17 protein-coding genes are annotated in these 21,469 nt (G+C 65.0%); 6 read left to right on the forward strand and 11 right to left on the reverse strand.

The genetic code is table 11. From position 1 onward, the window contains the following. Nucleotides 1-93 precede the first annotated feature (93 nt). On the reverse strand, nt 94-954 hold the full coding sequence (locus tag ACQUQO_RS07300) for an isoaspartyl peptidase/L-asparaginase (RefSeq protein ID WP_435077314.1): 861 nt from the start codon (nt 952-954) through the stop codon (nt 94-96). A 101-nt stretch (nt 955-1,055) separates the two neighbouring features. Here ACQUQO_RS07300 and icd point away from each other — a divergent pair, with 101 nt between their 5' ends. Continuing rightward, nucleotides 1,056-2,309 carry an isocitrate dehydrogenase (NADP(+)) gene (gene icd, locus ACQUQO_RS07305; RefSeq protein WP_435077315.1) on the forward strand — a complete coding sequence of 418 codons (1,254 nt, stop codon included), beginning with the start codon at nt 1,056-1,058 and terminating at the stop codon, nt 2,307-2,309. Between the two features lie 581 nt (nt 2,310-2,890). On the opposite strand, the gene ACQUQO_RS07310 is transcribed toward icd, so the two are convergent. After that, nucleotides 2,891-3,226, reverse strand: coding sequence for a cupin domain-containing protein (locus ACQUQO_RS07310; RefSeq protein ID WP_435077316.1), 336 nt, complete (start codon nt 3,224-3,226; stop codon nt 2,891-2,893). A gap of 60 nt (nt 3,227-3,286) precedes the next feature. On the opposite strand from ACQUQO_RS07310, the gene ACQUQO_RS07315 reads away from it, so the two are divergent. Further along, the gene (locus ACQUQO_RS07315; protein ID WP_435077317.1) at nt 3,287-3,793 is read left to right on the forward strand and encodes a DUF5817 domain-containing protein; all 507 of its coding nucleotides are present in this window, start codon (nt 3,287-3,289) and stop codon (nt 3,791-3,793) included. Between the two features lie 151 nt (nt 3,794-3,944). Here the strand turns inward: ACQUQO_RS07315 and ACQUQO_RS07320 are convergent, their stop codons facing one another. Then, nucleotides 3,945-4,313: a hypothetical protein gene (locus tag ACQUQO_RS07320; RefSeq protein ID WP_435077318.1), complete on the reverse strand. Its 369-nt coding sequence runs from the start codon at nt 4,311-4,313 to the stop codon at nt 3,945-3,947. Between the two features lie 49 nt (nt 4,314-4,362). Further along, nucleotides 4,363-5,574 (reverse strand): hydroxymethylglutaryl-CoA reductase (NADPH), encoded by a 1,212-nt coding sequence (hmgA, locus tag ACQUQO_RS07325; RefSeq protein ID WP_435077319.1) that lies wholly within the window; start codon nt 5,572-5,574, stop codon nt 4,363-4,365. Between the two features lie 80 nt (nt 5,575-5,654). Here hmgA and ACQUQO_RS07330 point away from each other — a divergent pair, with 80 nt between their 5' ends. After that, nucleotides 5,655-7,178 carry an amidohydrolase gene (locus ACQUQO_RS07330; RefSeq protein WP_435077320.1) on the forward strand — a complete coding sequence of 508 codons (1,524 nt, stop codon included), beginning with the start codon at nt 5,655-5,657 and terminating at the stop codon, nt 7,176-7,178. Here the strand turns inward: ACQUQO_RS07330 and gpmI are convergent, their stop codons facing one another. Both gpmI and ACQUQO_RS07340 read right to left on the reverse strand, forming a co-directional pair. Then, nucleotides 7,179-8,690 carry a 2,3-bisphosphoglycerate-independent phosphoglycerate mutase gene (gene gpmI, locus ACQUQO_RS07335; protein ID WP_435077321.1) on the reverse strand — a complete coding sequence of 504 codons (1,512 nt, stop codon included), beginning with the start codon at nt 8,688-8,690 and terminating at the stop codon, nt 7,179-7,181. A 27-nt stretch (nt 8,691-8,717) separates the two neighbouring features. Continuing rightward, the gene (locus ACQUQO_RS07340; RefSeq protein ID WP_435077466.1) at nt 8,718-9,083 is read right to left on the reverse strand and encodes a DUF7113 family protein; all 366 of its coding nucleotides are present in this window, start codon (nt 9,081-9,083) and stop codon (nt 8,718-8,720) included. Between the two features lie 86 nt (nt 9,084-9,169). Here ACQUQO_RS07340 and ACQUQO_RS07345 point away from each other — a divergent pair, with 86 nt between their 5' ends. Further along, a complete protein-coding gene (locus ACQUQO_RS07345; protein ID WP_435077322.1) occupies nt 9,170-9,592 on the forward strand; it encodes a universal stress protein in 423 nt (140 codons plus the stop codon). A gap of 35 nt (nt 9,593-9,627) precedes the next feature. Here ACQUQO_RS07345 and ACQUQO_RS07350 read toward each other — a convergent pair whose 3' ends face one another. The 3 genes from ACQUQO_RS07350 to ACQUQO_RS07360 all read right to left on the reverse strand — a co-directional run bounded on the left by ACQUQO_RS07350 (nt 9,628) and on the right by ACQUQO_RS07360 (nt 14,713). Continuing rightward, a complete protein-coding gene (locus ACQUQO_RS07350) occupies nt 9,628-11,151 on the reverse strand; it encodes a hypothetical protein (RefSeq protein WP_435077323.1) in 1,524 nt (507 codons plus the stop codon). A 71-nt stretch (nt 11,152-11,222) separates the two neighbouring features. Beyond that, nucleotides 11,223-12,326 carry a DNA topoisomerase IV subunit A gene (locus ACQUQO_RS07355; protein WP_435077324.1) on the reverse strand — a complete coding sequence of 368 codons (1,104 nt, stop codon included), beginning with the start codon at nt 12,324-12,326 and terminating at the stop codon, nt 11,223-11,225. Beyond that, nucleotides 12,323-14,713 (reverse strand): DNA topoisomerase VI subunit B, encoded by a 2,391-nt coding sequence (locus ACQUQO_RS07360; RefSeq protein WP_435077325.1) that lies wholly within the window; start codon nt 14,711-14,713, stop codon nt 12,323-12,325. The genes ACQUQO_RS07355 and ACQUQO_RS07360 overlap by 4 nt, the downstream gene beginning before the upstream one ends. A gap of 196 nt (nt 14,714-14,909) precedes the next feature. Here ACQUQO_RS07360 and gyrB point away from each other — a divergent pair, with 196 nt between their 5' ends. Next, on the forward strand, nt 14,910-16,838 hold the full coding sequence (gene gyrB / locus ACQUQO_RS07365) for a DNA topoisomerase (ATP-hydrolyzing) subunit B (RefSeq protein WP_435077326.1): 1,929 nt from the start codon (nt 14,910-14,912) through the stop codon (nt 16,836-16,838). Nucleotides 16,839-17,141: 303 nt separating this feature from the next. Further along, nucleotides 17,142-19,577, forward strand: a complete 2,436-nt coding sequence (gene gyrA, locus ACQUQO_RS07370) for a DNA gyrase subunit A (RefSeq protein WP_435077327.1) — start codon at nt 17,142-17,144, stop codon at nt 19,575-19,577. Here gyrA and ACQUQO_RS07375 read toward each other — a convergent pair whose 3' ends face one another. Both ACQUQO_RS07375 and cysS read right to left on the reverse strand, forming a co-directional pair. Further along, entirely contained in the window at nt 19,578-19,982 is a 405-nt protein-coding gene (locus tag ACQUQO_RS07375) for a hypothetical protein (RefSeq protein WP_435077328.1), read from the reverse strand. Further along, complete coding sequence (gene cysS / locus ACQUQO_RS07380; RefSeq protein WP_435077329.1) at nt 19,979-21,466, reverse strand: cysteine--tRNA ligase; 1,488 nt, start codon at nt 21,464-21,466, stop codon at nt 19,979-19,981. The genes ACQUQO_RS07375 and cysS overlap by 4 nt, the downstream gene beginning before the upstream one ends. Nucleotides 21,467-21,469: the final 3 nt, after the last annotated feature.

The following is a 21,469-nucleotide window of genomic DNA, read 5'->3' on the forward strand; positions in this document are numbered from 1 at the left end:
CTCCAGTCATTCGACGCGCGGTCGACCATCCAGCGCGTGATGCGCGCGATAGTGAGTGTGAGCGCTCAAGGGTCGTATTCCGGCAGAGGAGACTCAACCGAGCGTCGTGTTTCCTCCACTCGTCTGCATCGCCGCCGAGTTGTACGCGCTGCCCGCCCGTCCTGATTCGTCGAGAACGATGATGCCAGCCGTTGAGGCGGTCTGCTCCTCGAACGCTTCGAGGACGTTTTCTGCGGCCTCGGTGGGTCCCTCGCCGTCTTCGAGCCGTCGCACCGCCTCGCGGGCGAGCGTCGAACGGGCGATGTCCTCGCCGGCACCGGTCGCGCTCGCACCGCCAGCGGGTGATGCGTAGAACCCACAGCCGACTTGTGGTACGTCGCCGACCCGCCCGGCGAGGGCGTACCACCGCCCGCCGGTCGAGGTCGCGGCCGCGACGCTCCCCTCCTCGACCGCGACCGCACCGACCGTATCCGCCCCCGAAAAGTGCTCGCGAACCCACTCGATGCGCTCGTGGACATTCGTCGTTTCGGGCGGGTCGGCATCCCCGAACCGTTCGCGCGTCCGTTCAGTCGTGAGGTCCTCTCGTTCGATACCGAACCCCTCGGCGAGCGCGACGGCGTGCTCGCCCGAAACGAGGACGTGCGGCGTGTCTGCCATGACGTGGCGAGCGACGCCGACGGCGTGGCGGACGCCGGGCATCGAACAGGCCGCGCCCACCCTGCGCTCGTCGGTCATCATCCCGGCGTCGGTTCTGACGATTCCATCCGATTGAATCGCCCCGCCGACGCCGGCGTTGAATCGCCGGTCGGATTCGAGGACATCGATTGCATTGACGACCGCTTCGACGGGCGTCGCCGCGTCCGCGCCGCTCGCGGCGGCTTCGTCGAGGACTGCCTGTCGTTTTCCGGGGTGGTCCGGCTCGTCGCCCGCACCGCCGTGAACGATGAGCTGCATGGCGGTGCTGCGACAGCAATCGGCATAACCCTCCCGAACGGCTCCGTCACTGGTCGTTTGCGAAAGACAGGCCTTTTAGCGCGGCCGGGTGAACTTCGGGTATGTCTTATGAACGGGTCGAAGTTCCGAGTGCGGGTGAGCAAATAACCAGCGACAACGGCGAACTCGCCGTCCCGGACGACCCAATCGTCCCCATCATCCACGGCGACGGTATCGGTGTCGATGTCGCTCCGGCCGCCCAGCGGGTCCTCGGTGCGGCCGCCGAAGCAGTGGGAAAGGAGATTCACTGGATGCGGATCTACGCCGGCGAATCCGCCCGCGAGCAGTACGACGAAAACCTGCCCGACGACACCCTCGACGCGCTGCGTGAGTTCAAAGTCGGCATCAAGGGACCGCTGACGACCCCCGTCGGCGCGGGCTATCGCAGCCTCAACGTCGCACTGCGCAAACGGCTCGACCTCTATACGAACATGCGGCCGACCTACCACATCGAGGGAGTACCCTCACCGGTCAAGGACCCCGACGCGATGGACATGGTGAACTTCCGGGAGAACACCGAGGACGTCTATGCGGGCATCGAGTGGGAGGCCGGCAGCGACGAGGCAGAGCGAGTCAGGGAGTTCGTCGAGGAGGAGATGGGCTTCACCGAGTCGATTCACGATGGACCTGTGGGCATCGGCATCAAACCCATCTCGGAGTTCGGCACGAAACGACTGGTCCGCCAGGCCATCGACTACGCGCTCGCAAACGACCGCGAGTCCGTCACCTTGGTCCACAAGGGCAACATCATGAAGTTCACCGAGGGTACCTTCCGTGACTGGGGTTACGAGGTCGCCCGCGAGGAGTACGACGACAACGTCATCACCGAGGACACCCTCTGGGACGAGCGCGACGGCGAAGCACCCGACGCCGACGTGGTGGTCAACGACCGCATCGCCGACAACATGCTCCAGCAGATCCTCACCCGCACCGACGAGTACAGCGTCCTCGCCATGCCGAATCTGAATGGGGACTACCTCTCGGATGCCGCTGGCGCACAGATCGGTGGGTTGGGAATCGCCCCCGGCGCGAACATCGGCGACGGCCGCCTCCTCGCCGAACCCGTCCACGGCAGCGCACCGAAATACGCCGGTCAGGACAAGGTGAACCCCACGGCGATGATTCTCTCGGGACGCATCATGCTCGACCAGCTCGGTTGGAGCGACGCCGCCGACCTGATCTACGACGGCGTCGAGGACGCCATCTCATCGAAGAAAGTCACCTACGACATCCACAGACAGATCGAGGGCGGCGAGAAACTCGCCACCAGCGAGTTCGCCGATGTCGTCGTCGACAGCATCGAAGACAACGCCTGAATACCACGCAAAATTTATTTCGGCGGTCGTCGATAATCGGTCGTGACGGGACGTTCGGCCCACGGCGCGGTTGAGCCGCGAAGCGTTCTCGTCGTTCTCGTTGCCTTCGTCTTCGCAGCTGTGGTGATCTCGGTCGTGGTTCCCAACTCCCCGTACGATGCGGACATCGCCGTCGAACGGGATCCGTTCGCTCCAGAGCGACCGGTCGAGTTGAACCGAACGATGGCGAGTTCACATGCTGTGGCATACGAAGAGCAGGTGCTTCGGAACCACGTCCTCGGCTCGCGCGGGTTCTCTCTCGACAAGCACGACGAGGTTCGAACGCGTTGTGCCGCAGCCAGCGTCCAACGACGCCGCGGTACTGACGAAAGATTTCGCGTTCGCCTCCAGTGTCGTGGTGACATCGCCGACGTGAATCGACCAGTACAGCCATCAGGTTTCGAGTACGTGGCAACGTACGCCGTCACCACGAACGAAACACGACGGGTTAGCGTCGACGGGTATCCATACGAAGGCGACGATACCCTCGCCACGGCGATACCCGACGATGCTTATTCACCGGCACCGGAGCAGACGACAAATCACTCCGCCCAGTCGGGATTCTCCCGCGGCGGACTGAAGACGTCGATGCCGCGGACGATATCCTCGCCGCGGTTTTCGACGCCGTGGGACTCCCCACCGGGAATCACATAGCTATCGCCCGTCCGGAGTTCACGCTCCTCGTCATCGAGAACGAATGTCAGGGTTCCCATGACGAGATAGCCGGCCTGTTCGTGAGGATGGCTGTGTGTCGGGACAGTGGCCCCGGGTTCGATCTCGAACCGTTGGACGTTCATTGCCTCGCCGCCGGCCAGCATGGCGAGATGGACGCCCTCGATGGCTTCGGTCGATTCGCTGTCGGTGCCGAGTGATTCCATGCATTACCCACCGTCCGTGGCCACCTAAAGGTTCAACAGGATTCAAGCCCCACATGAGCCATGTACGCGGTGGTCGGCTGTGGCGACTGCGGGAGCTTCTGGGTCGTCGAGGGCCATCCAGAGACGACGACCTGTCCCTCCTGTCGAACGCGCCATCGCTTCGAGAGTCTCAAAAAGTTCGCCGAGACCGACGCCGCAGACGCTGCCCGCGAGGCGCGCACCGCGCTGCTCACAGGGCAAAGCGAGCACGCACCCGATGAACTGGATTCGTTCGCCGAACTCGAATCCCGGGCCGAAGCGAGCGGGATGACTGATGACGAATATCTCGAACGGGCGGGTCTCGATGCCGAGCGCGTGCGCGAGGCGGGCGAGCGCACGACCGGGAGCCAAAGCCGGATGGACGTCGTTCGTGAGGCACTTACCGAACTCGATACACCGACCGAAGACGACGTCGTCACCTACGCACGCGAACGTGACGTTCCGGCGGATTTCACCGAACGTACACTCGAAAAACTCGTTCGGCGGGGTGAGGTGAGCGAACACCGCGGCCGGTATCGCTCGCTCTGAGTATCACTCGACCGTTTCGGCGAGCGCGACCGCCTCGTCGGTCGAGTGCTCAGCCACGACCGCAGCGGAGGTTTTCGTCGGTCCAGACGACCACCCCCTGCATCGTCGCTGCGGTCAGCGTCGACCCTATCGACGCTTTCGCTACGAGTAGCTACGGGTCGTTTTTGGGGTATTCGACCGGCACCACATGTTCGTCGCCCTCACGGTCGGCGTTCAGGTCGATTTCCTCAACGAGTTCCGGGCGGACTTCCGAGCCGAGGCGCTCGGCGAGTTTCTCGATTTCCTCGTCGTCCAACTCCGCGTCGGGGTCGGGCAGGTCGAGGTCGCCGACGAACCGCTCGGGTTTGAGCGAGACGCCCGTTTCTGGCTGTTCGAACCCCTCGTCATAGATAATCATCTCCGCCTCGCCGTCCGGCATGACCCGAATCGCCGGCTCGCCGGGAATCGATTCGACGTACTTCTGCTGAAGTGCCGTGACGACCATGTCCGGGTCGATGACGACGCGCTCGATGTCTGTCATACGTCGTGTTCTCGCTCGCGGTTTATGTCGGCACCGGTAGCGACCCGACCTACCGACCGAGTTCTTCGTGTGCGCTCGACAGATGTCGAGAGGCGAGCGCACCCAGCAGGGAGAGTTCGCCCGCGAGCGCGCCCGCAGCGATGACCTCGGCGAGACGGTCGGCGTTCGCGCCGGGCGGGTCGCCGCCGCCACGCAGGCCGAGCATCGAGAGCGCTTCCGATTGAGTGGGCAGTTTCGTGCCACCGCCCACTGTTCCGACTTCGAGACTCGCAAGCGAGACGCTCGCGTACAACTCATTCTCGCGGACCTCCACGGTCGTGATGGCGTTCGCTCCCTCGACGACCTGCGCGGCGTCCTGTCCGGTGGCGAGGAAGGCAGCGGCGACGACGTTCGCGGCCTGTGCGTTGAAGCCCAGACTGCCGGCCTTGGCCGAGCCGAGGAGGTTCTTTCTTGTGTTGATTTCGGCAATCGCGTCGGGCGTGGCGTGCAGGCGCTCCTCGACCACCTCGTTCGGAATCCGCACGTCGGCGGTGACGCTCCTGCCTCGCCCCTCGATGGCGTTCATCGCGGCGGGTTTCTTGTCGGTACAGAGATTGCCCGAGAGCGCGACGAGTTCGGCGGCAGTCTCGTCTTCGACGACCTCGCAGGCCTCGCCGGTGGCGATGGTCGCCATGTTCATCCCCATCGCGTCCTTGGTGTCGTAGCCAAAGCGGAGGAAGACGGAATCGCCGACGGCATAGGGTGTCACCTCGACGAGTTCGCCGTGGCTCGTGGTCGATTCGGCGGCCGCGGCGAGCGCGTCGCGGTTGTCGCGCACCCACTCGACGACCGCCTCTGCCTCCACCACGTCGGCCACGCGGAAGACCGGCGCGCGCGTCATCGCGCGTTTCAGTACCCTAGAATTCGCGCCGTCGGCCGCTCGAATCACCGCACAGCCGCGATTGACCGAGGCGACGAGCGCGCCCTCGGTGGTGGCAAGCGGCAGGTACGCCTCGCCCTCCGCGCGCTCGCCAGCGACCGGCAGCGGGCCGGCGACGCCCAGCGGAATTTGTACCGTGCCAATCATGTTCTCGATGTTCGGGTCGGCGTCGGCGGCGTCGATGCCGTACTCGCCGACCGTGTCGAGGGTCGCGCCCGTTTCGCCCTCGACGAATCGACGTCGTGCGTCGGCGGCGGTGTCGGCGTCGGCGTGGTCTTCGAGTTCGTGGAGCGCGAGGTCGCCTGCGCGGACGCGCTCGGCGAGGTCCGTGGCGTCGCTCATGGCTCACCCCTCGGCGGGGGTGGCTCTAACCAGTTCCGCTCTCCCGAAGCGTTTTCGCGCCCGCCGTGCCTTGCGAAATCATGACCGAGCCTGCCGACCTCGTGCTCACGAACGCGGAGGTCCATTCCCTCGCCGACCCCGACGAGACCGCCGAAGCACTCGCGGTGCGCGACGGGGAGGTCGCCCGCGTGGACTCAACCTATGAAATCGACTTCCTCGATGGCGTCGATACGACGACTGTAGACCTCGCCGGTCGCGTGCTCCTGCCGGGGTTCATCGACGCCCACACCCACATGGTCGCGGTCGGCAAGCGCCTCGTCCACGCCGACCTCGCCGGGGCCGATTCGCCCGCCGAAGCGATTTCACGACTCACCGCTCGCGCTGACGACACCGACCACGAGTGGATTTTGGGGTATGGCTACGACGAGAGCGAGTGGGACGACTCACGCTATCTCACTCGTGCGGATTTGGACGGTGTGAGTACCGACCGGCCAGTCGTGGCGTTCCGCGAGGACATGCACACCGCCGGCGTCAACAGCGTCGTCCTCGACCGACTCGGCGAGCGGATGCCCGACGGGGACGTCCGATGCGAGAACGGCGACCCCACAGGCGTCATCGTCGAGGATGCACTCGGGCCGGTTCGAGACGCCATCGCACCCGACCGAAGTGAGACGCGCGAGTTGCTACTCGCTGCCCAAGAGCGCGCCCACGAGCTGGGTATCACGGGCGTTCACGACATGGTTCGCCAGTCACACGCCCCCCGGGTCTATCGCGACCTCGATCTGGATGGTGACCTCGCGTTGCGCGTGCGCATCAACTACTGGGCCGACCACCTCGATGCGGTGGCGGAGGCGGGGCTGGCGACCGGCCACGGCAGCGAGTTCGTCCGCACGGGCGGAATCAAGACTTTCACCGATGGGAGCTTCGGCGGCCGGACGGCGAAACTCGGCCAGTCGTACGCCGACGGCGACGAAACCGGCCAGTGGGTCGTCCCGCCGGCCGAACTCCACGACCTCGCCGCGCGCGTCGATGAGGAAGGATTGCAGATGAGCGCCCACGCAATCGGTGACGCGGCCATCGACGCGGTGCTCGACGCGTACGCCGACCTCGACCCGGATATGCGCCATCGCATCGAACACGCCGAACTCCCTTCCAAGGGGGCAATCGAGCACCTCGCAGCGATGGACGTCGTGGCGTCGGTCCAGCCGAACTTCCTCAGATGGGCCGACGAGGGCGGGCTGTACGACACTCGCCTCGGCACCGAGCGCCGAAAGCGGTCGAACCCCTACCGGGAGCTGCTCGATTCGGACGTCCGGCTCGCCTTCGGCAGCGACTGCATGCCGCTCGACCCGCTGTTCGGAATTCACGAGGCGGTGAACGCCCCAGTCGAACGCCAGCGACTGTCGACCACTGAGGCGCTCCGTGCGTACACGTCGGGCGCGGCCTATGCAGGGTTCGACGAGGATCGATTGGGAACCATCGAGCCCGGAAAGGAGGCCGATTTCGTCGTGCTCGACGGCTCGCCGTGGGAGACCTCCGACATCGCCGACATCGATGTGGCGATGACGGTCGTCGATGGCGAGGTCGTCCACGATGCGCGCTGATTACTCCAGCAACGAGCGGCCGGTCATCGCGTCGGGAACGTCGATGCCACAGCGTTCGAGGACGGTCGGCGCGAGGTCCGACAGCTCGCCACCGTCTCGAATCCGTTCGTCGCCATCGTCGTCGGCCGCGAGATAGACGATTGGAACCGGATTCGTGGTGTGGGTCGTATCGGGGTCCGCTTCCGTTCCCATGTCGTCGGCGTTGCCGTGGTCGGCGGTCACGAGCACGTCGCCACCCGCCCCGCGACAGGTCTCGACCAGTCTCGCCAACTGGCTATCGACGGCTTCGACCGCCGCGACGGCCGCCGCGAAATCACCCGTGTGCCCCACCATGTCCGCGTTCGCGTAGTTGCAAACCAGCACGTCCGGGTCCTCGGATTCGATGGTCTCGATGGCCACATCCGTCACTGCCGCGGCGCTCATTGCGGGCTGGTGGTCGTATGTCGGCACGTCGGGACTGTCGACGATTTCCCGATGTTCGCCGTCGAATTCGATTTCGCGGCCACCGTTGAGAAAGTACGTCACGTGGGGGTATTTCTCGGATTCGGCGATGCGAAGCTGGGTCTTCCCGTGGGCTGCGAGCACCTCACCGAGGGTGTTTTCGGGTTCGTGCGAGGCGAACGCCACCGAAAAGTCGAACGTCTCGTCGTATTCGGTCATCGTTGCGAGTTCGATGTCGGGTGGGGTCGTCTCGACGCCCCATGCGGGGCGAGTACCGGTAAGCATGCGGACGAGTTGGCGCGCGCGGTCGGCGCGGAAATTGAAGAAGAGGACGCTGTCGCCCTCGTCGAGCGCCGACCCACCCGCGATGAGTGTCGGTTCGACGAACTCGTCGCTGTCGCCACGCTCGTATGATTCCTCGACGGCTTCGACGGCCGTCGCGGCGGTGTGCTCGCCCTCGTGTCCGACGATGGCGTCGTAGGTACGTTTCGTCCGTTCCCAGTTTTCGTCCCTGTCCATCGCGTAGTAGCGCCCCGACACGGTGGCCACCTCGCCCGTTCCACACCGCTCGACGACCGATTCGAGGTCCGCAAGGTACTCGACGGCGCTTTTCGGAGGGGTGTCCCGCCCGTCGGTGAAGGCGTGTGTGACCGCCTCGACGCCCCGGTCGGCGGCGACCTCGACGAGCGCGTGGAGATGGCGCTGGTCGGAATGGACGCCGCCGTCGCTCACCAGTCCCATGAAATGCACGCGCCCGTCGTTTTCCTCGGCGTGGGCGAACACCGATTCGATGGCCTCGTTCTCGGCAAGCTCGCCGTTCTCGACCGCCCGCATGATGCGGGTATAGCTCTGGTCGATAACTCTCCCTGCGCCGATGGTGAGGTGGCCGACCTCGCTGTTGCCCATCTGACCCGCCGGGAGACCGACCGCCCGCCCCGAGGTATCGAGGGTGCCGCTCGCGCCGCGTTCGGTGAGGTCGTCCATCGTCGGCGTGTCGGCCTCTCGAACTGCATCTAACCGGTCGTGGTCGCCGAGTCCCCAGCCGTCGAGCACGACGAGTGCCGCCTGCATGCCCCGATTTTCGCCAGCGATGCGTAACTACCCTTCGCACTCGCCGGTCGCTCGCTCGGCCGTCGAGTCGGCCTTTTGCACCTCGATATCCACCTCGGATTCGGCGACGCCGACGCGGGCGAACTGCGTGCGGAGGTGTTCTTTCGCGCCCGCGACGGCCTGCTCGCGCGTCTCGAAGCCGTGGGCGACAGGCGACTCGAAGGCGACGTTCACGGTCGCGCCGTCTATCTGCTGGCGCTGGCCACCGGACTCGACCTCGTAGAAGGAATCACAGACCCAGATATAGGGTGCATCCTCGTCGGGCGCGCCGCTGAAGGAGGGCGCACTCTCCCCGCGCTCGTAGAGCGTGCCGGTGAGTCCAGTGCCGCCGGCACGCCCTCGAATCAGGAGCATACCGTCGATAGCCACCGGGCGACCAAAACGTCGATGTTCAGAGGACGGGCGGAGAGCTTAACCGCCGCTGTGTGGTATGTGTCCATATGGCCAAGCGTGTGCTCGTTCCAATCGACGGCTCCGAGCAGGCCTGGAACGCGCTCGACCACGCCACGGCCGAGCACTCGACGGCCGCGTTCGTCCTGTTGCACGTCATCAACCCCGTGGGGGCCGGGACCGGCGCGCAGGTCGCCGACGTGGGCTACGGCGAGGAGTGGTACGCGGCCGCCGAACGCCGCGCCGAGAGTCTCTTCGAGACCGCCCGCGAGCGCGTCGGCGACCGTCCCGTCGAAACCGAGACGACCGTCGGGCGACCCGCCCGCGCCATCGTGGCCGTCGCCGAGGAGAACGACGTCGACGGCATCGTCATGGGGAGCCACGGCCGCGACGGCGTCTCGCGGGTCGTCCTCGGCAGCGTCGCCGAGACTGTCGTCCGGCGCTCGCCCGTCCCGGTCACGGTCGTCCGCTGACTGCCGTTCACGTTCGTCCGGTGGTCGTCACGGGGTCAGTCGGCGAGCCAGTCGGCGAAGCTACTGTCGCCGATGAAGGTTGCGGACTGGCGGTCGATGTACGCCCGCTGCATGCCGTGGACGGCCTCGGCGAACTCCGCGCCGTCGTCGAGGCGGTCTTTGACTTCGTGGCGCTTCCAGCGCGCGGGCGTCACCTTGCGGCGGGCGCGCTGGCGCAGCGGCCAGAGATATTTGGCGGCCTCGCTCTCGGAGAGGCCGCGCGATTCGAGGCCGTCCTTCGCGTGGGCGAAGATGTCCGCATAGATGTCGTCGTACGAATGGGTCTCACGGCCGTCGTTGGTAATCCAGACGAGGTCGGCGGCGAGACCGTTGTGCATCGCCGCATAGAAGTTCTCGTGGGCGTCCTGCCAGTCGAGGCTCGCCACCGGGTGTTCGCGGCGGGTGAGGCTCTCCATCAGGCCGGCGAAGGTCGCCTGAAACGAGATGGCGTCCCTGACGGTGGGCTGGCCGCCGATGGGGCGGAACTCGATGCGGGCGTTCGCCGAGGACCTGCTCGCACCCTCGAACACAGGTCTCACCCAGCGCCAGTAGGTGCCGTGTTTCACCCGGAAGGTGGCGAAGGCGTCGTCGAAGCGGCTCGTCTCCTCGATTGGCATCGGCACGATGGTGTCGTCGGCCGCGATGCGGTCGACGGCTTGTTCCGTGGAATCGAGGTCGTGGGGGAACCTGACCTTGCCCATGCCGCCGTCGGGATTGAGTATCGCCTCGAAGACGTGGATGCGGTGGCTCATCCACCCATTATTCAGGATTTCTTCGGGGGTGGCGTCGTCGTAGAGGTCCGGCGGGAAGAACGGCGAGTTGACGCCGAGTGCGAGCAGCGGTCCGGCGATGCGTAGCGCGTAGGTGAAGTATTCGGGGAGGTCCGCGGCGTGGGCCACCTGATAGTGGGGTTGTATCGAGGTGATGAGGCTCTCGGGCATCACCGTGTCCGCCGACAGCGAGACGTGTGGCGCGCCGATGTTCATCCCGACGGCGTCCGCACCGGCGGTGTTGGCCATCGCGTGATAGCGCACGGAATCGCTCATGTTCGAGGCGATACGCACCTCGCGGTCGGTGATCGAACCGGTGAGGTACTCCCGGGCCGGCTCGCCCTCGGGCGGGATGGTCCACATCCCGTCGCTGACCAGCCGGAGGTCGGCCGAGGCCACGCAGTCGAGGGCGGTCCGGAGCCGGGCGTTCACCTCGGCCTCCTGAGCGGCGAGTCCGTCGGGGTTGAGCGGCTGTGGGCTGGTGCGCATCTCGGCGTTGTGCAGCCCGAGTTCCTTCTCAAAGCCGATGTATTCGAGCAGGCGGCGCGGCACCCGCGCCAGCGCGCTCGACTCGCGGTCCACGCCATAGAACTCGTATTCGAGACCGATGATGGCCTGTGGGTTGTCGAAGGTGCCGTCGTCGAGTTCGCGCTTTATCACCTCTGCCTCTTCCTCGGCGCGGGCGTGAAAGTCCTCGCCGTCGACGGTGAGCACGTCCTCGACCCGCCCCGCGAGGTCTGAGCCAGACATGAATCGCCGTGTGCGAGCGAACGCCTTTAACCTCGCGGCTGACGGTGAGTCCGGTGTCGCCCGCCCCGTGACTACAGCACGCCCATCGCGGTCAGTCGCTCGGGCAGATAGGTCTCGGTCACGAAGTCCAGCCCGCGCGAGGCGAGCGCCTGCTGTTCGGCCTTCTTCCCGATGTCTAGTTGGAGTTCGATCTGTTCGCGCCAGTACTCCGTCTGGAAGCGGGGGTCGGTGAGTTCGCTTTCGAGGGCGTTGATATCCGAGTCGCCGAGTGGGTCGGTCGGCAGGTCGTATTCGACGATATCGGTCGGCTGAATCCCGATGAATCGCGCTTCGGGCGTGGCGAGATAGTCGGAGAGATGTGCCGATTTGATGGAGCCGTAGGCCACCGAGCCGTAGATGCGATAGGACCACGGGTCACCGTCAGTGAAGACTACCACTGGAAGGTCGAGTTCGTCGTGGAGACGCTTGGTGATGCGCCGTGTCGCACGGGCGGGCTGACCTTTGAGGTGGACGACGATGGTACCGTACTCGTCGTCGAAGCCGTTCTCGACCAGCCTGTCGCGCATCCCGCCGGTCTCGACACAGAGGATGAACTCGGCGTCGTGGTCGAGGAACTCGATGGTGTCGGGATTGTTTGGAATCTGATAGCCGCCCTCGCCGACGTCCTTCTGACAGTGGATATCGCGCTCGCCTCTCCGGGTCTGCTCGCGGAGGTGGAGCGGTCCCATCAGTGTCGCACCCGACTCCTCCGGGCGCATGTGGAAGTCCTCGCGGGTGACTTCCGAGACGATTTCGAGGTCCTCGACGAGCTGGTTCGACTCGTCCTGGTCGGAAAACTGCGCCTCCTCGTTGTCCCAGCTCTCGGAGAGATAGTAGAGTTCACGCAGCGTCGACGAGCGGTCCTCGTCGAGCTGGTCGGCGAGGAAGTCGATGGTGTAGATGGCCTTCAGGAGCTTGCGCGCGCCCCGCACCGAGTTCGCGCTGCGCGTACTCGTCCGGTCGCCGTAGACCCATACATTACTGTCCTCGTCGTATTCGATGTTCGATTTCGTCCGCGTCGGGAGCTGCATTTCGGGTATCTCGCCGCCCGCGAACTGGTCGTAGAAGTCGGCCGCGAGGTCGATGAGTCGCTCGCGCGCCGACGTGTCGAGGTCGGTGTGGTTGTCGGTACTCATTGGGAATCGGCGTTCACGGTGAGTTTTTCCTGCTCGATGCCCGCCACGTCGAGGTCGAAGTCGCTATCGTCGGCGAGTTCGTACTGCAATACTTTGTCGCCATCGCTTTTCACCTCCGGCGACCACTTGATGAACCACTCGCCGTCCATCTCGACGACCCGCGCGCCATCGGAGACGGCCGTGGGTTCGGCGGCGACGATTTCGGTCAACTCCGGCGATTCGTTCGTTCCCGAGTTGTTCTCGACGATGAGTTTCACATGGGAATCCTCGACGTGGCGCTCGACGAGGACGTTGTTCATGATGCGCGCGAGCGAGTCGTCGATTTGCAACTCGTCGCGCTCGGTCACGTCGGCGAGCTTGTCGGCCATCTCCGGGAGAATCGACCCGAGAACGTCCTGTTTCTCTTGGCGCTGTTGCATCGAGCGACGCTTGTTCAGGTAGCTCTTCAGCTCGCGGGCGGCCTCGCGGACGGCGAGTTCGATCTCGTCTTCGATTGCAGGAACGTTGGCGACCGCGTCCTTCGACTCGCTGGTGAAGGGCACGTTCGTCGAGGCGACGTGAATCATGATGACGGCGGGGCCGTTCGGCATGCCCGACCCGCCGGGCTGGTCCAGCCCATAGTTTCGCCAGCCGATTCCCTTCAGCACATCAGTCGTGGCACACGCCCCGCGCTGATAGACCAGCGGAACGCGGTTCGCAAAGCGGAGGAGTTCGACCCCTCCCTCCGCGGGGAGCTCCCCTCCATAAGCGATGCCCGCCTCGACGATGAACGGGTCGCCGCCGTGGACGCCGGCATCTCGCGTTGCGGAGGCGTAGAAATCGGCGTCGAACTCCTTTTCGAGGCCCGAGCGCACGAGGTCAGCGGTGATGGGCGAGAGACAATCGGTCGGCGGCGCGATGATGTCGGTCGCGCGCATTGCATCCAACAGCGCGCTCGCGGTGTCGCGGTCGCCGGCGACGGTCGTGACGTTCGGCGGGTCGTCAGGCACCGGGCGCGCCGTCTCCCAGAGCGCGTCAACGACGTTCTCGCGGGCGGTTTCGCCGAATGAAACCTCCTCGCGCTCTGCAGTCATCTCGGCGGCGCGGTCGACGTAATCGTCGAGCGTTGCCCGTCGCAGTCGGTCGCGCGTTCGGCCCTCGCCGTCGAACTTCACCGCCAGCCGCTCGGCGAACGATTCGATGACGCCGTCGTCCTTCCGCGTGCTCGTTGCCTCCTCGGCCAGCGCATAGAGGTCCGCCGTCCGGTCGGTGCGGACCGTCTCCCACGCCGCGGCGATGGCCTTCTCCTGTACTGTGTCGCCGAAGGTCGTTCCTGTCGCTTCCGTCGTCGCCTCGGCGGCGCGTTCGACGAGCGAAGCGAGTTCGTGGTGGGCGAGACGGTCGCGCTCGGCGATGGCGTCGGCAATGCGGCCGGCGAACTCATCAGTGGCTTCGCGGCCCTTGTTCGCCACCGCTTCCGCGACCGCCTCCTCGATGTCCGTTTCGTGGGGTTGAGGCGCTCGCCACGCCATCTCACGGCCGTAGTGGCGGTCGGTGAACGCCGCGATGACGTTCGTCGCCGTCTTCTGGCCGACGCGGGTGAACTCGTTCTGAAGAAACCCGGAAATGCTGTACGAATCGGTCGATTCGAGCATTTTGAGGAGCGCTCCGAGTTCGACGCCGTGCGGGTGCGGGCGGATTTCCTCGGTCTCTTCGGGGAGTTGGTCGGTCGCTCGTTCGGCTTTGAACTCGCCGTTCGGCTCGCGCAACTCGATACGGGCGTGGGGGTTGACGACCGCAGTGTGTTTGATGTAGTCCCTGAGCTGTGAGCGTGCGCGCATGTTCGCCTCCATCTCCAGTTCGATGCGCGTGCCGTGCGTCCGCTCCCACGTGGTCGACTCCTCGACCGAGACCGCGGGTTCGTTCGTATCGGTGTCGATGATGAGTTCGAAGTATTTCGCCTCACCGCCCTGCGTGCGGCTGGTGATCTTCGCGGGTTTGCCGCTGGTGAGTTGCGAGTAGAGTACCGCCGCCGAGATGCCGATGCCCTGCTGGCCGCGAGCCTGCTCGCGTTTGTGGAATCGGGAGCCATACAGCAGTTTGCCGAACACTTTCGGGAGCTCTTCAGCAGTGATGCCGGGACCGTTGTCCTCGACGACCAGTCGGTAGTAATCACCCGCTTCCTCGATTTCGACGTAGATATCGGGGAGGTGGCCGGCTTCCTCGGTCGCGTCGAGGGCGTTGTCGACGGCCTCTTTGACTGCTGTCACGAGTCCTCGGGCACCGCTGTCGAACCCGAGCATGTGCTTGTTCTTCTCGAAGAACTCGGCGATGGAGATCGCGCGCTGGCCCGCCGCCAGCTCGTCGGCGACCCCCTCGTCGTCGAGCGTCGACTGGAGGGATGGCATTACCCGTGGTATTCAAGCGATGGTTAAAACGAATACGGTAGTAGGGTGGAAGTGGAACTGCAACTGTGCTGAGGGGGAGCGGAAATCGTGGCTTTCAGGCCGCGATTGGCACGAAATCACACGACCTCGGGTACTCGTCTGACGCGCGCGTGCGGGAGACTTATGCCGACGGGAACGCTAGCGATAGATAGCTTATATGCCCCAGGACGAGTACGGAGCCGGACAGATTCAGGTTCTCGAAGGATTGCAGGCCGTCCGCAAACGGCCGGCGATGTATATCGGCTCGACGGACGCTCGCGGTCTCCATCATCTCGTGTACGAGGTCGTCGACAACGCCATCGACGAGGCGCTCGCCGGCCACTGCGATTCGATTTCGGTCACGATTCACGACGGCGAGCACCCCTCGGTGAGCGTGACCGACGACGGCCGGGGAATCCCGGTCGACGAACACGGAGACGGCAAGTCCGCCCTCGAAGTCATCATGACGGTGCTCCACGCCGGCGGGAAGTTCGACAAGGAGTCCTATCAGGTCTCGGGTGGCCTGCACGGAGTGGGCATCTCGGTGGTGAACGCGCTCTCGAAGTGGGTCGAGGTGACGGTGAAACGCGACGGGGCGAAGTGGGTCCAGCGATTCGACCACGGCGAACCTGAAGGCGATATCGAGCGGGTTCGTGACCTCCACGAGGGAGAAGAGACCGGCACGAAGCTCCAATTCTGGCCCGACGAGGCGGTCTTCGCCGACACGACGTTCGACGCCTCGACGCTCGCCAACCGCCTGCGCGAGCTTGCCTTCCTCAACTCCGGCGTCGAGATCGAACTCGACGACGAGCGTGACGGCACCCGCGAGCGATTCCGCTACGACGGCGGCATCCGCGAGTTCGTCGTCTATCTCAACGAGACGAAAAGCGCCCTCCACGAGGACGTCATCTACTTCGAGGACGCCGCAACGGCCGACGACGGCGAGGTCACCGTCGAGATGGCGCTGCAAGCCACCGACGAACTTCAGGGGTCGATTCACGCCTTCGCCAACAACATCAGCACCCGTGAAGGCGGAACCCACCTCACCGGGTTCAAGACCGCCCTGACGCGGGTCGTCAACGACTACGCCAGCGAGAACGGTCTCCTCCAACCGCTCGACGACGAGAACCTCAAAGGGAGCGACATCCGCGAGGGACTCACGGCGGTGATTTCGGTCAAACATCCCGACCCGCAGTTCGAGGGCCAGACCAAGACCAAACTCGGCAACAGCGAGGTCCGCGGCATCGTCGAGAGCGCCGTTCACGAGCAACTCGGCACCTACTTCGAGGAGCATCCCGACACCGCCGAGGCGGTCATCGGCAAGGCCGTCGAGGCCGCGAAGGCCCGCCGCGCCGCGAAGAAGGCAGAAGAACTCACTCGCCGGAAGTCGGCGCTCGAATCCACCGCCCTTCCCGGTAAACTGGCTGACTGCCAGAGCCGCGATCCGAAGGACTCGGAACTGTTCATCGTCGAGGGCGACTCGGCCGGCGGCAGCGCCAAACAGGGCCGCGACCGCGAGTTTCAGGCCATTCTCCCCCTGTTCGGCAAGGTGCTCAACGTCGAGAAACACAGGCTTGACAGGATTCTTGAAAACGAGAAGATTCGCAATCTCATCACCGCCATCGGCGCGGGCGTTGGCGAGGAGTTCGACATCGAGGAGGCGCGCTATCACAAGATCATCATCATGACCGACGCCGACGTCGACGGCGCTCACATCCGGACGCTCTATCTCACCCTGCTCTATCGACATCTCACGCCGCTCATCGAGGCCGGCTACGTCTACGCTGCCCAACCGCCGCTGTATCGCATCCGCAACGGTGGCGAGACCTACGACGCGATGACCGAGGCAGAACGCGACCGCATCGTCGAAGGGCAGTGTGGCGGCACGCCCGACCAAGTCCAGCGGTTCAAAGGGCTGGGCGAGATGAACCCCGAACAGCTCTGGGAGACGACGATGAACCCCGAAAACCGGATTCTGAAGCAGATAACTCTGGAGGACGCCGCCGCCGCGGACAAGATGTTCAGCGTCCTGATGGGCGACGCCGTCGAGCCCCGCCGGGAGTTCATCAAGAGCCACGCGACCGACGCCGACTGGGTCGATATCTAGTGACCCCACCTTTTTTCACCGGGGAATCGCGTTCCCTTCGGTCGCGCTCAACCCCGGCCAAAAAATCTGGACCAAAAAAGGCCGCTCGCTCACTGCGTTCGCTCGCGGTAGAACTGCTGGCGCTACCGCGACCGCCCCGCACAGCACCGCCGAAGCCCTCACGCCTGCGGCGCTCGCCCTTCATCCGCCAGGAACCGTACTGCCACAGCAGCCGCACCGCCACGGCAGCCGTCCCGCAACCGCGCCGCCACAGCGCGGCGACCGCGCCACAACCCCGTTTCAGTACCCAATGAAACCCAATCCATGAGTTCAGACATCCCCCAATCCGGGCCGAACGCGGCCGCGAACGTCGATTCGGTCCGCATCGAAGACGAGATGGAACAGTCCTACATCGACTACGCGATGAGCGTCATCGCCGGGCGCGCGCTGCCGGACGTCCGCGACGGGCTGAAACCCGTCCACCGGCGCATCCTCTACGCGATGCACGAGGAGGGCGTCACCAGCAGCGCGGGCCACCGGAAATCCTCCTCGGTCGTGGGCGACACGATGGGCGACTATCACCCGCACGGCGATTCGGCCATCTACGACGCGCTCGCCCGGCTGGCACAGGACTTCTCGATGCGCGCGCCGCTCGTGGACGGACAGGGCAACTTCGGTTCGGTCGATGGCGACCCGCCGGCCGCGATGCGCTACACCGAGGCCCGAATGAGCGCAATCGCCGGAGAACTGCTCGAAGACATCGAGAAGGACACCGTCGACTTCCAGTCGAACTACGACGACCGCCTCGAAGAGCCGGCGGTCCTCCCGTCGGCCTTCCCGAACCTGCTCGTGAATGGCTCCTCGGGCATCGCCGTCGGGATGAGCACCAACGTTCCACCGCACAATCTCGGCGAGGTCATCGATGCCACCATCCATCTCATCGAGAATCCGAACTGTGCCGTCGAGGACCTGATGGAACACGTCAAGGGCCCGGACTTCCCGACGGGCGCGGAAATCGTCGGCCGCGAGGCCATTCATTCGGCGTACACCACCGGCCGCGGGCGCGTGCGGATGCGCGCGAGCTACGAGACCGAGGAGGCAGGTACCCACGAGCGCATCGTCGTCACCGAACTCCCCTATCAGCAGAACAAGGCCAAACTCGTCGAGCATATCGCCGATTTGGTCAACGACGGCACGCTCGACGGCGTTTCCGACCTCCGGGACGAATCGGACAGGGACGGCATCCGTATCGTCATCGAACTCAAGCAAGGCGCGCTCGTCGATGTGGTCGAGAACCAACTGCTCGAACACTGCCTCGAAAAGACCTTCGGAGTCATCAACCTCGCGCTGGTCGACGGCGAACCGCAGGTGCTCGACCTCAAGGAACTCCTCGGCCATTACCTAGAGCATCGCCGCGAAGTCGTCCGCCGACGCTCCGAACACGACCTCGCCGAAGCCGAGGAGCGCGCCCACATCCTCTCCGGGCGGCTGACGGCGCTCGAAAACGCCGACGACGTGGTCGAGCTGATTCAAGCGGCCGACGACCGCGATGCGGCCAAAAGCGCCCTCAGCGAGACCTACGACTTCTCGGAGCGACAGGCCGACCACATCGTGCGGATGCAACTCGGGAGTCTGACGGCACTCGAAGCCGAGGAAATCGAAGCCGAGTATGGGAATGTGGAACGCGAAATCGAGCGCCTCGAAACCATCCTCGGCAGCGATAGCGAACTCGACCGAGTCATCACCGACGAACTACGGGCGGTCAAGGAGGAATACGCCGACGACCGTCGGACCCGCATCGTCGAGGACTACGGCACCGTGACGCGTGAGGACCTCATCCCCGACGAGGAGGTCGTCGTGGTGATGACCGAAAACGACTACATCAAGCGGATGCCGGCGGCGAACTTCGACCCGCAGGGCCGCGGCGGGAAGGGAATCATCGGCACGAAACTCAAAGACGGCGACCGGGTTTCATCGGTCTTCCGGGCGAACACCCACGATTACCTGCTCGCGTTCACCAACCGGGGCTACGTCCATCGCCTCAAGGTCTACGAGGTGCCCGAAATGGGCCGCACCGCCCGCGGGAAGTCGGCAATAAATCTCGTGAACCTCGACGACGGCGAGGACATCACTGCGGTGGTGGCGACCGACGACCTCACCGAGGAGGAATGTCTCACGATGGTCACGCGCGAGGGCTACGTCAAGCGGACCTGCGCGAGCGACTTCGCAAACATCCACTCGGGCGGACTCATCGCCACCAGATTGGAAGACGGCGACGAACTCGTCGACGTCACGGTAACGAACGACGGCGGCGACCTGCTCATCGGCACCGAGCAAGGGATGGCGATTCGCTTTCCGAAGGACGAAGCCAGAGAGATGGGCCGGAGCGCGCGCGGCGTGAACGCCATCAAACTCGAAGGGGAGGATGCGGTCGCAGGGTTGGTCGCCGCCACGGACGACGCGGACCTGCTGACCGTCACTGAGAACGGCTACGGCAAGCGCACGCCGATGGAGGAGTATCGCACGCAGTCGCGCTACGGGAAGGGACTGAAGGACATCAAGACCAACGAGCGAAACGGCCGTGTCACCGCCATCGAGAGCGCCACCGCAGCGGACGACCTCGTGGTGATGAGCGAGGGCGGTCAGATAATCCGCACGCGCGTCGGCGACATCTCGACCGTGGGCCGGAACACGATGGGTGTGAAAATCATGACCCTCGACGACGACCGCGTGGCCTGTATCGACGTGCTCGGGGACTGATTAGACGATATCGTTGTCACGCAACAAGTCGGCAAGGACGTGCACGTAGAGCACTGCCGCGGTCAGTGTTCCGACCGGACGACTCACGCGCCGTGCGAGCGCGACCAGCACGCCGCCGACGAGGACGTGACTCAGAACCCTGAGGCTGGCCATTCCACCCGTCCCGTCGAAGAGATGCTCCTGGTCGGTGAACACGCGCTTTGGGTTCCGAAGACAACCGACGAGATGTCGCCAGTCGCCGACGCGCAGTCGGGCAAGGACGAAGTGGTCGAGGTCGATGAACACGCCGAGTCCCAGCCCATAGGCCGCGAGTGCTGCCAGCCGACGGGGCGAGCGCTCGTCCAACCGCGCGAGAACACACCCGACGACGGGGACGCTGAGCAGGAAGTGCTCGCCGGATTTCATTCGGTTGCCCCCAAGCGGTAGGTCGGCCCGTCGTCGGTGTCCTGCACTTCGACGCCGAGCGCCTCCAGTTCGGCCCGCAGCTCGTCCGCGCGGTCGTACTCGCCCGCCTCGCGGGCCGACTCGCGCACGTCGAGCAGGAGTTCGACCAGTTCGTCGGCCACGCCGACCTCGCCCGTCGGTTCACCCGCAAAGTTCAGACCGAGCACACCCTCGCCGAATTCCTCGAACGTCTCGACGGCGTTCTTCAGTCCACGATAGTCGTACGTTTCCTGTGCGTCGAGCCGGGAGTTGACGACCGTCGCGAGTTCGAGCAGCGCCGCGAGCGCGCCCCTGGTGTTGAAGTCGTCGTTCATTGCCGTCGTGAACGCCTCGTGCGTGTCTGCGGTCGCATCGCGCAGTCGTTCGTCCTCGACGGTCGTCCGTGCGTCGGGACCATCGAGCGCCGCGACCGCCCGCTCGTGGGTGCGTTCGAGGCGCTTGGCGCGCTCCGTGGCCTCCTCGATGGCCGCCTCGCTGTAGGTCTGAGTGCTGTTGTAGGTGCCCGACAGCAGGAAGGTCCGAATCGGGTTCAGGCCGTATTCGTCGAGGGCCTCGTCGACGGTGATGAAGTTGCCGAGGCTCGAACTCATCTTCTCGTCGTCGAACTCGAAGAGGTCCGCGTGGAGCCAGTAGCGACTGAACTCCTGTCCTGTGGCGGCCTCGCTCTGGGCGATTTCGTTCTCGTGGTGGGGGAAGACGAGGTCGCGCCCACCCACATGAATGTCGATTGTCTCGCCGAGATGGGCCATGCTCATCGCCGAGCACTCGATGTGCCAGCCCGGCCGGCCCTCGCTCCACGGCGACTCCCACGTCTGTCCGGGCGATGGCTCCACGCTCTCGTCGTGGCGGTGTTCGGCGACGGCCTCGGGCGCGACGCCGCCGGCCTTCCAGAGGGCGAAATCCGCTGGACTATGTTTTTCGCTCCGCTCGTCGGGGTCGCCTTGCGCCTCGATGTCGTCGAGACGCTGGTTCGAGAGCGCGCCATACGATTCGAAACTGTCCACGTCGAAATACACGGAGCCGTTCGATTCGTAGGCATAGCCACCTTCGACCAGCCGCTCGATGAGGTCGATGATGTCGGAGATATGCTCCGAGACGCGCGGATAGACTTCCGCACGCTTGAGATTAAGCGCACGCATGTCGTCGAGGGTCTTCCCGATGAACCCGCGCGCGACCGCGCTCTCGGAATCACCGAGGTCGTCCTCGCCCACGCGGGCAACGATCTTCTCGTTCACGTCGGTGAAGTTCTCGACGTGGCGTACATCGTAGCCAAGGTGTTCGAGCCAGCGGTGCATGACGTCCACATGGACCCACGTGCGCGCGTGACCGAGGTGAGCGCGGTCCGAGACCGTCAGCCCACAGTAATAGAGCAAAACTGACTCGGAGTCCTGTGGCTCGAACGGTTCGCGCTCGCCGGTGAGGGTGTTCTCCACGCGCAGCGTCATCGT

It is taken from the genome of Halococcus sp. AFM35 (genome assembly GCF_051195015.1).
Classification (GTDB): Archaea; Halobacteriota; Halobacteria; order Halobacteriales; family Halococcaceae; genus Halococcus.

Bases quoted from the DNA above. Each gene is read 5' to 3' on its own strand.
- ACQUQO_RS07330 (WP_435077320.1), top strand. From the start codon at position 5,655: ATGACCGAGCCTGCCGACCTCGTGCTCACGAACGCGGAGGTCCATTCC.
- ACQUQO_RS07340 (WP_435077466.1), bottom strand. From the start codon at position 9,083: ATGCTCCTGATTCGAGGGCGTGCCGGCGGCACTGGACTCACCGGCACG.
- ACQUQO_RS07310 (WP_435077316.1), bottom strand. From the start codon at position 3,226: ATGGAATCACTCGGCACCGACAGCGAATCGACCGAAGCCATCGAGGGC.
- hmgA (WP_435077319.1), bottom strand. From the start codon at position 5,574: ATGAGCGACGCCACGGACCTCGCCGAGCGCGTCCGCGCAGGCGACCTC.
- ACQUQO_RS07300 (WP_435077314.1), bottom strand. From the start codon at position 954: ATGCAGCTCATCGTTCACGGCGGTGCGGGCGACGAGCCGGACCACCCC.
- gyrA (WP_435077327.1), top strand. From the start codon at position 17,142: ATGAGTTCAGACATCCCCCAATCCGGGCCGAACGCGGCCGCGAACGTC.
- ACQUQO_RS07315 (WP_435077317.1), top strand. From the start codon at position 3,287: ATGTACGCGGTGGTCGGCTGTGGCGACTGCGGGAGCTTCTGGGTCGTC.
- ACQUQO_RS07320 (WP_435077318.1), bottom strand. From the start codon at position 4,313: ATGACAGACATCGAGCGCGTCGTCATCGACCCGGACATGGTCGTCACG.
- ACQUQO_RS07360 (WP_435077325.1), bottom strand. From the start codon at position 14,713: ATGCCATCCCTCCAGTCGACGCTCGACGACGAGGGGGTCGCCGACGAG.
- ACQUQO_RS07350 (WP_435077323.1), bottom strand. From the start codon at position 11,151: ATGTCTGGCTCAGACCTCGCGGGGCGGGTCGAGGACGTGCTCACCGTC.
- gyrB (WP_435077326.1), top strand. From the start codon at position 14,910: ATGCCCCAGGACGAGTACGGAGCCGGACAGATTCAGGTTCTCGAAGGA.
- cysS (WP_435077329.1), bottom strand. From the start codon at position 21,466: ATGACGCTGCGCGTGGAGAACACCCTCACCGGCGAGCGCGAACCGTTC.
- icd (WP_435077315.1), top strand. From the start codon at position 1,056: ATGTCTTATGAACGGGTCGAAGTTCCGAGTGCGGGTGAGCAAATAACC.
- ACQUQO_RS07345 (WP_435077322.1), top strand. From the start codon at position 9,170: ATGGCCAAGCGTGTGCTCGTTCCAATCGACGGCTCCGAGCAGGCCTGG.
- gpmI (WP_435077321.1), bottom strand. From the start codon at position 8,690: ATGCAGGCGGCACTCGTCGTGCTCGACGGCTGGGGACTCGGCGACCAC.
- ACQUQO_RS07375 (WP_435077328.1), bottom strand. From the start codon at position 19,982: ATGAAATCCGGCGAGCACTTCCTGCTCAGCGTCCCCGTCGTCGGGTGT.
- ACQUQO_RS07355 (WP_435077324.1), bottom strand. From the start codon at position 12,326: ATGAGTACCGACAACCACACCGACCTCGACACGTCGGCGCGCGAGCGA.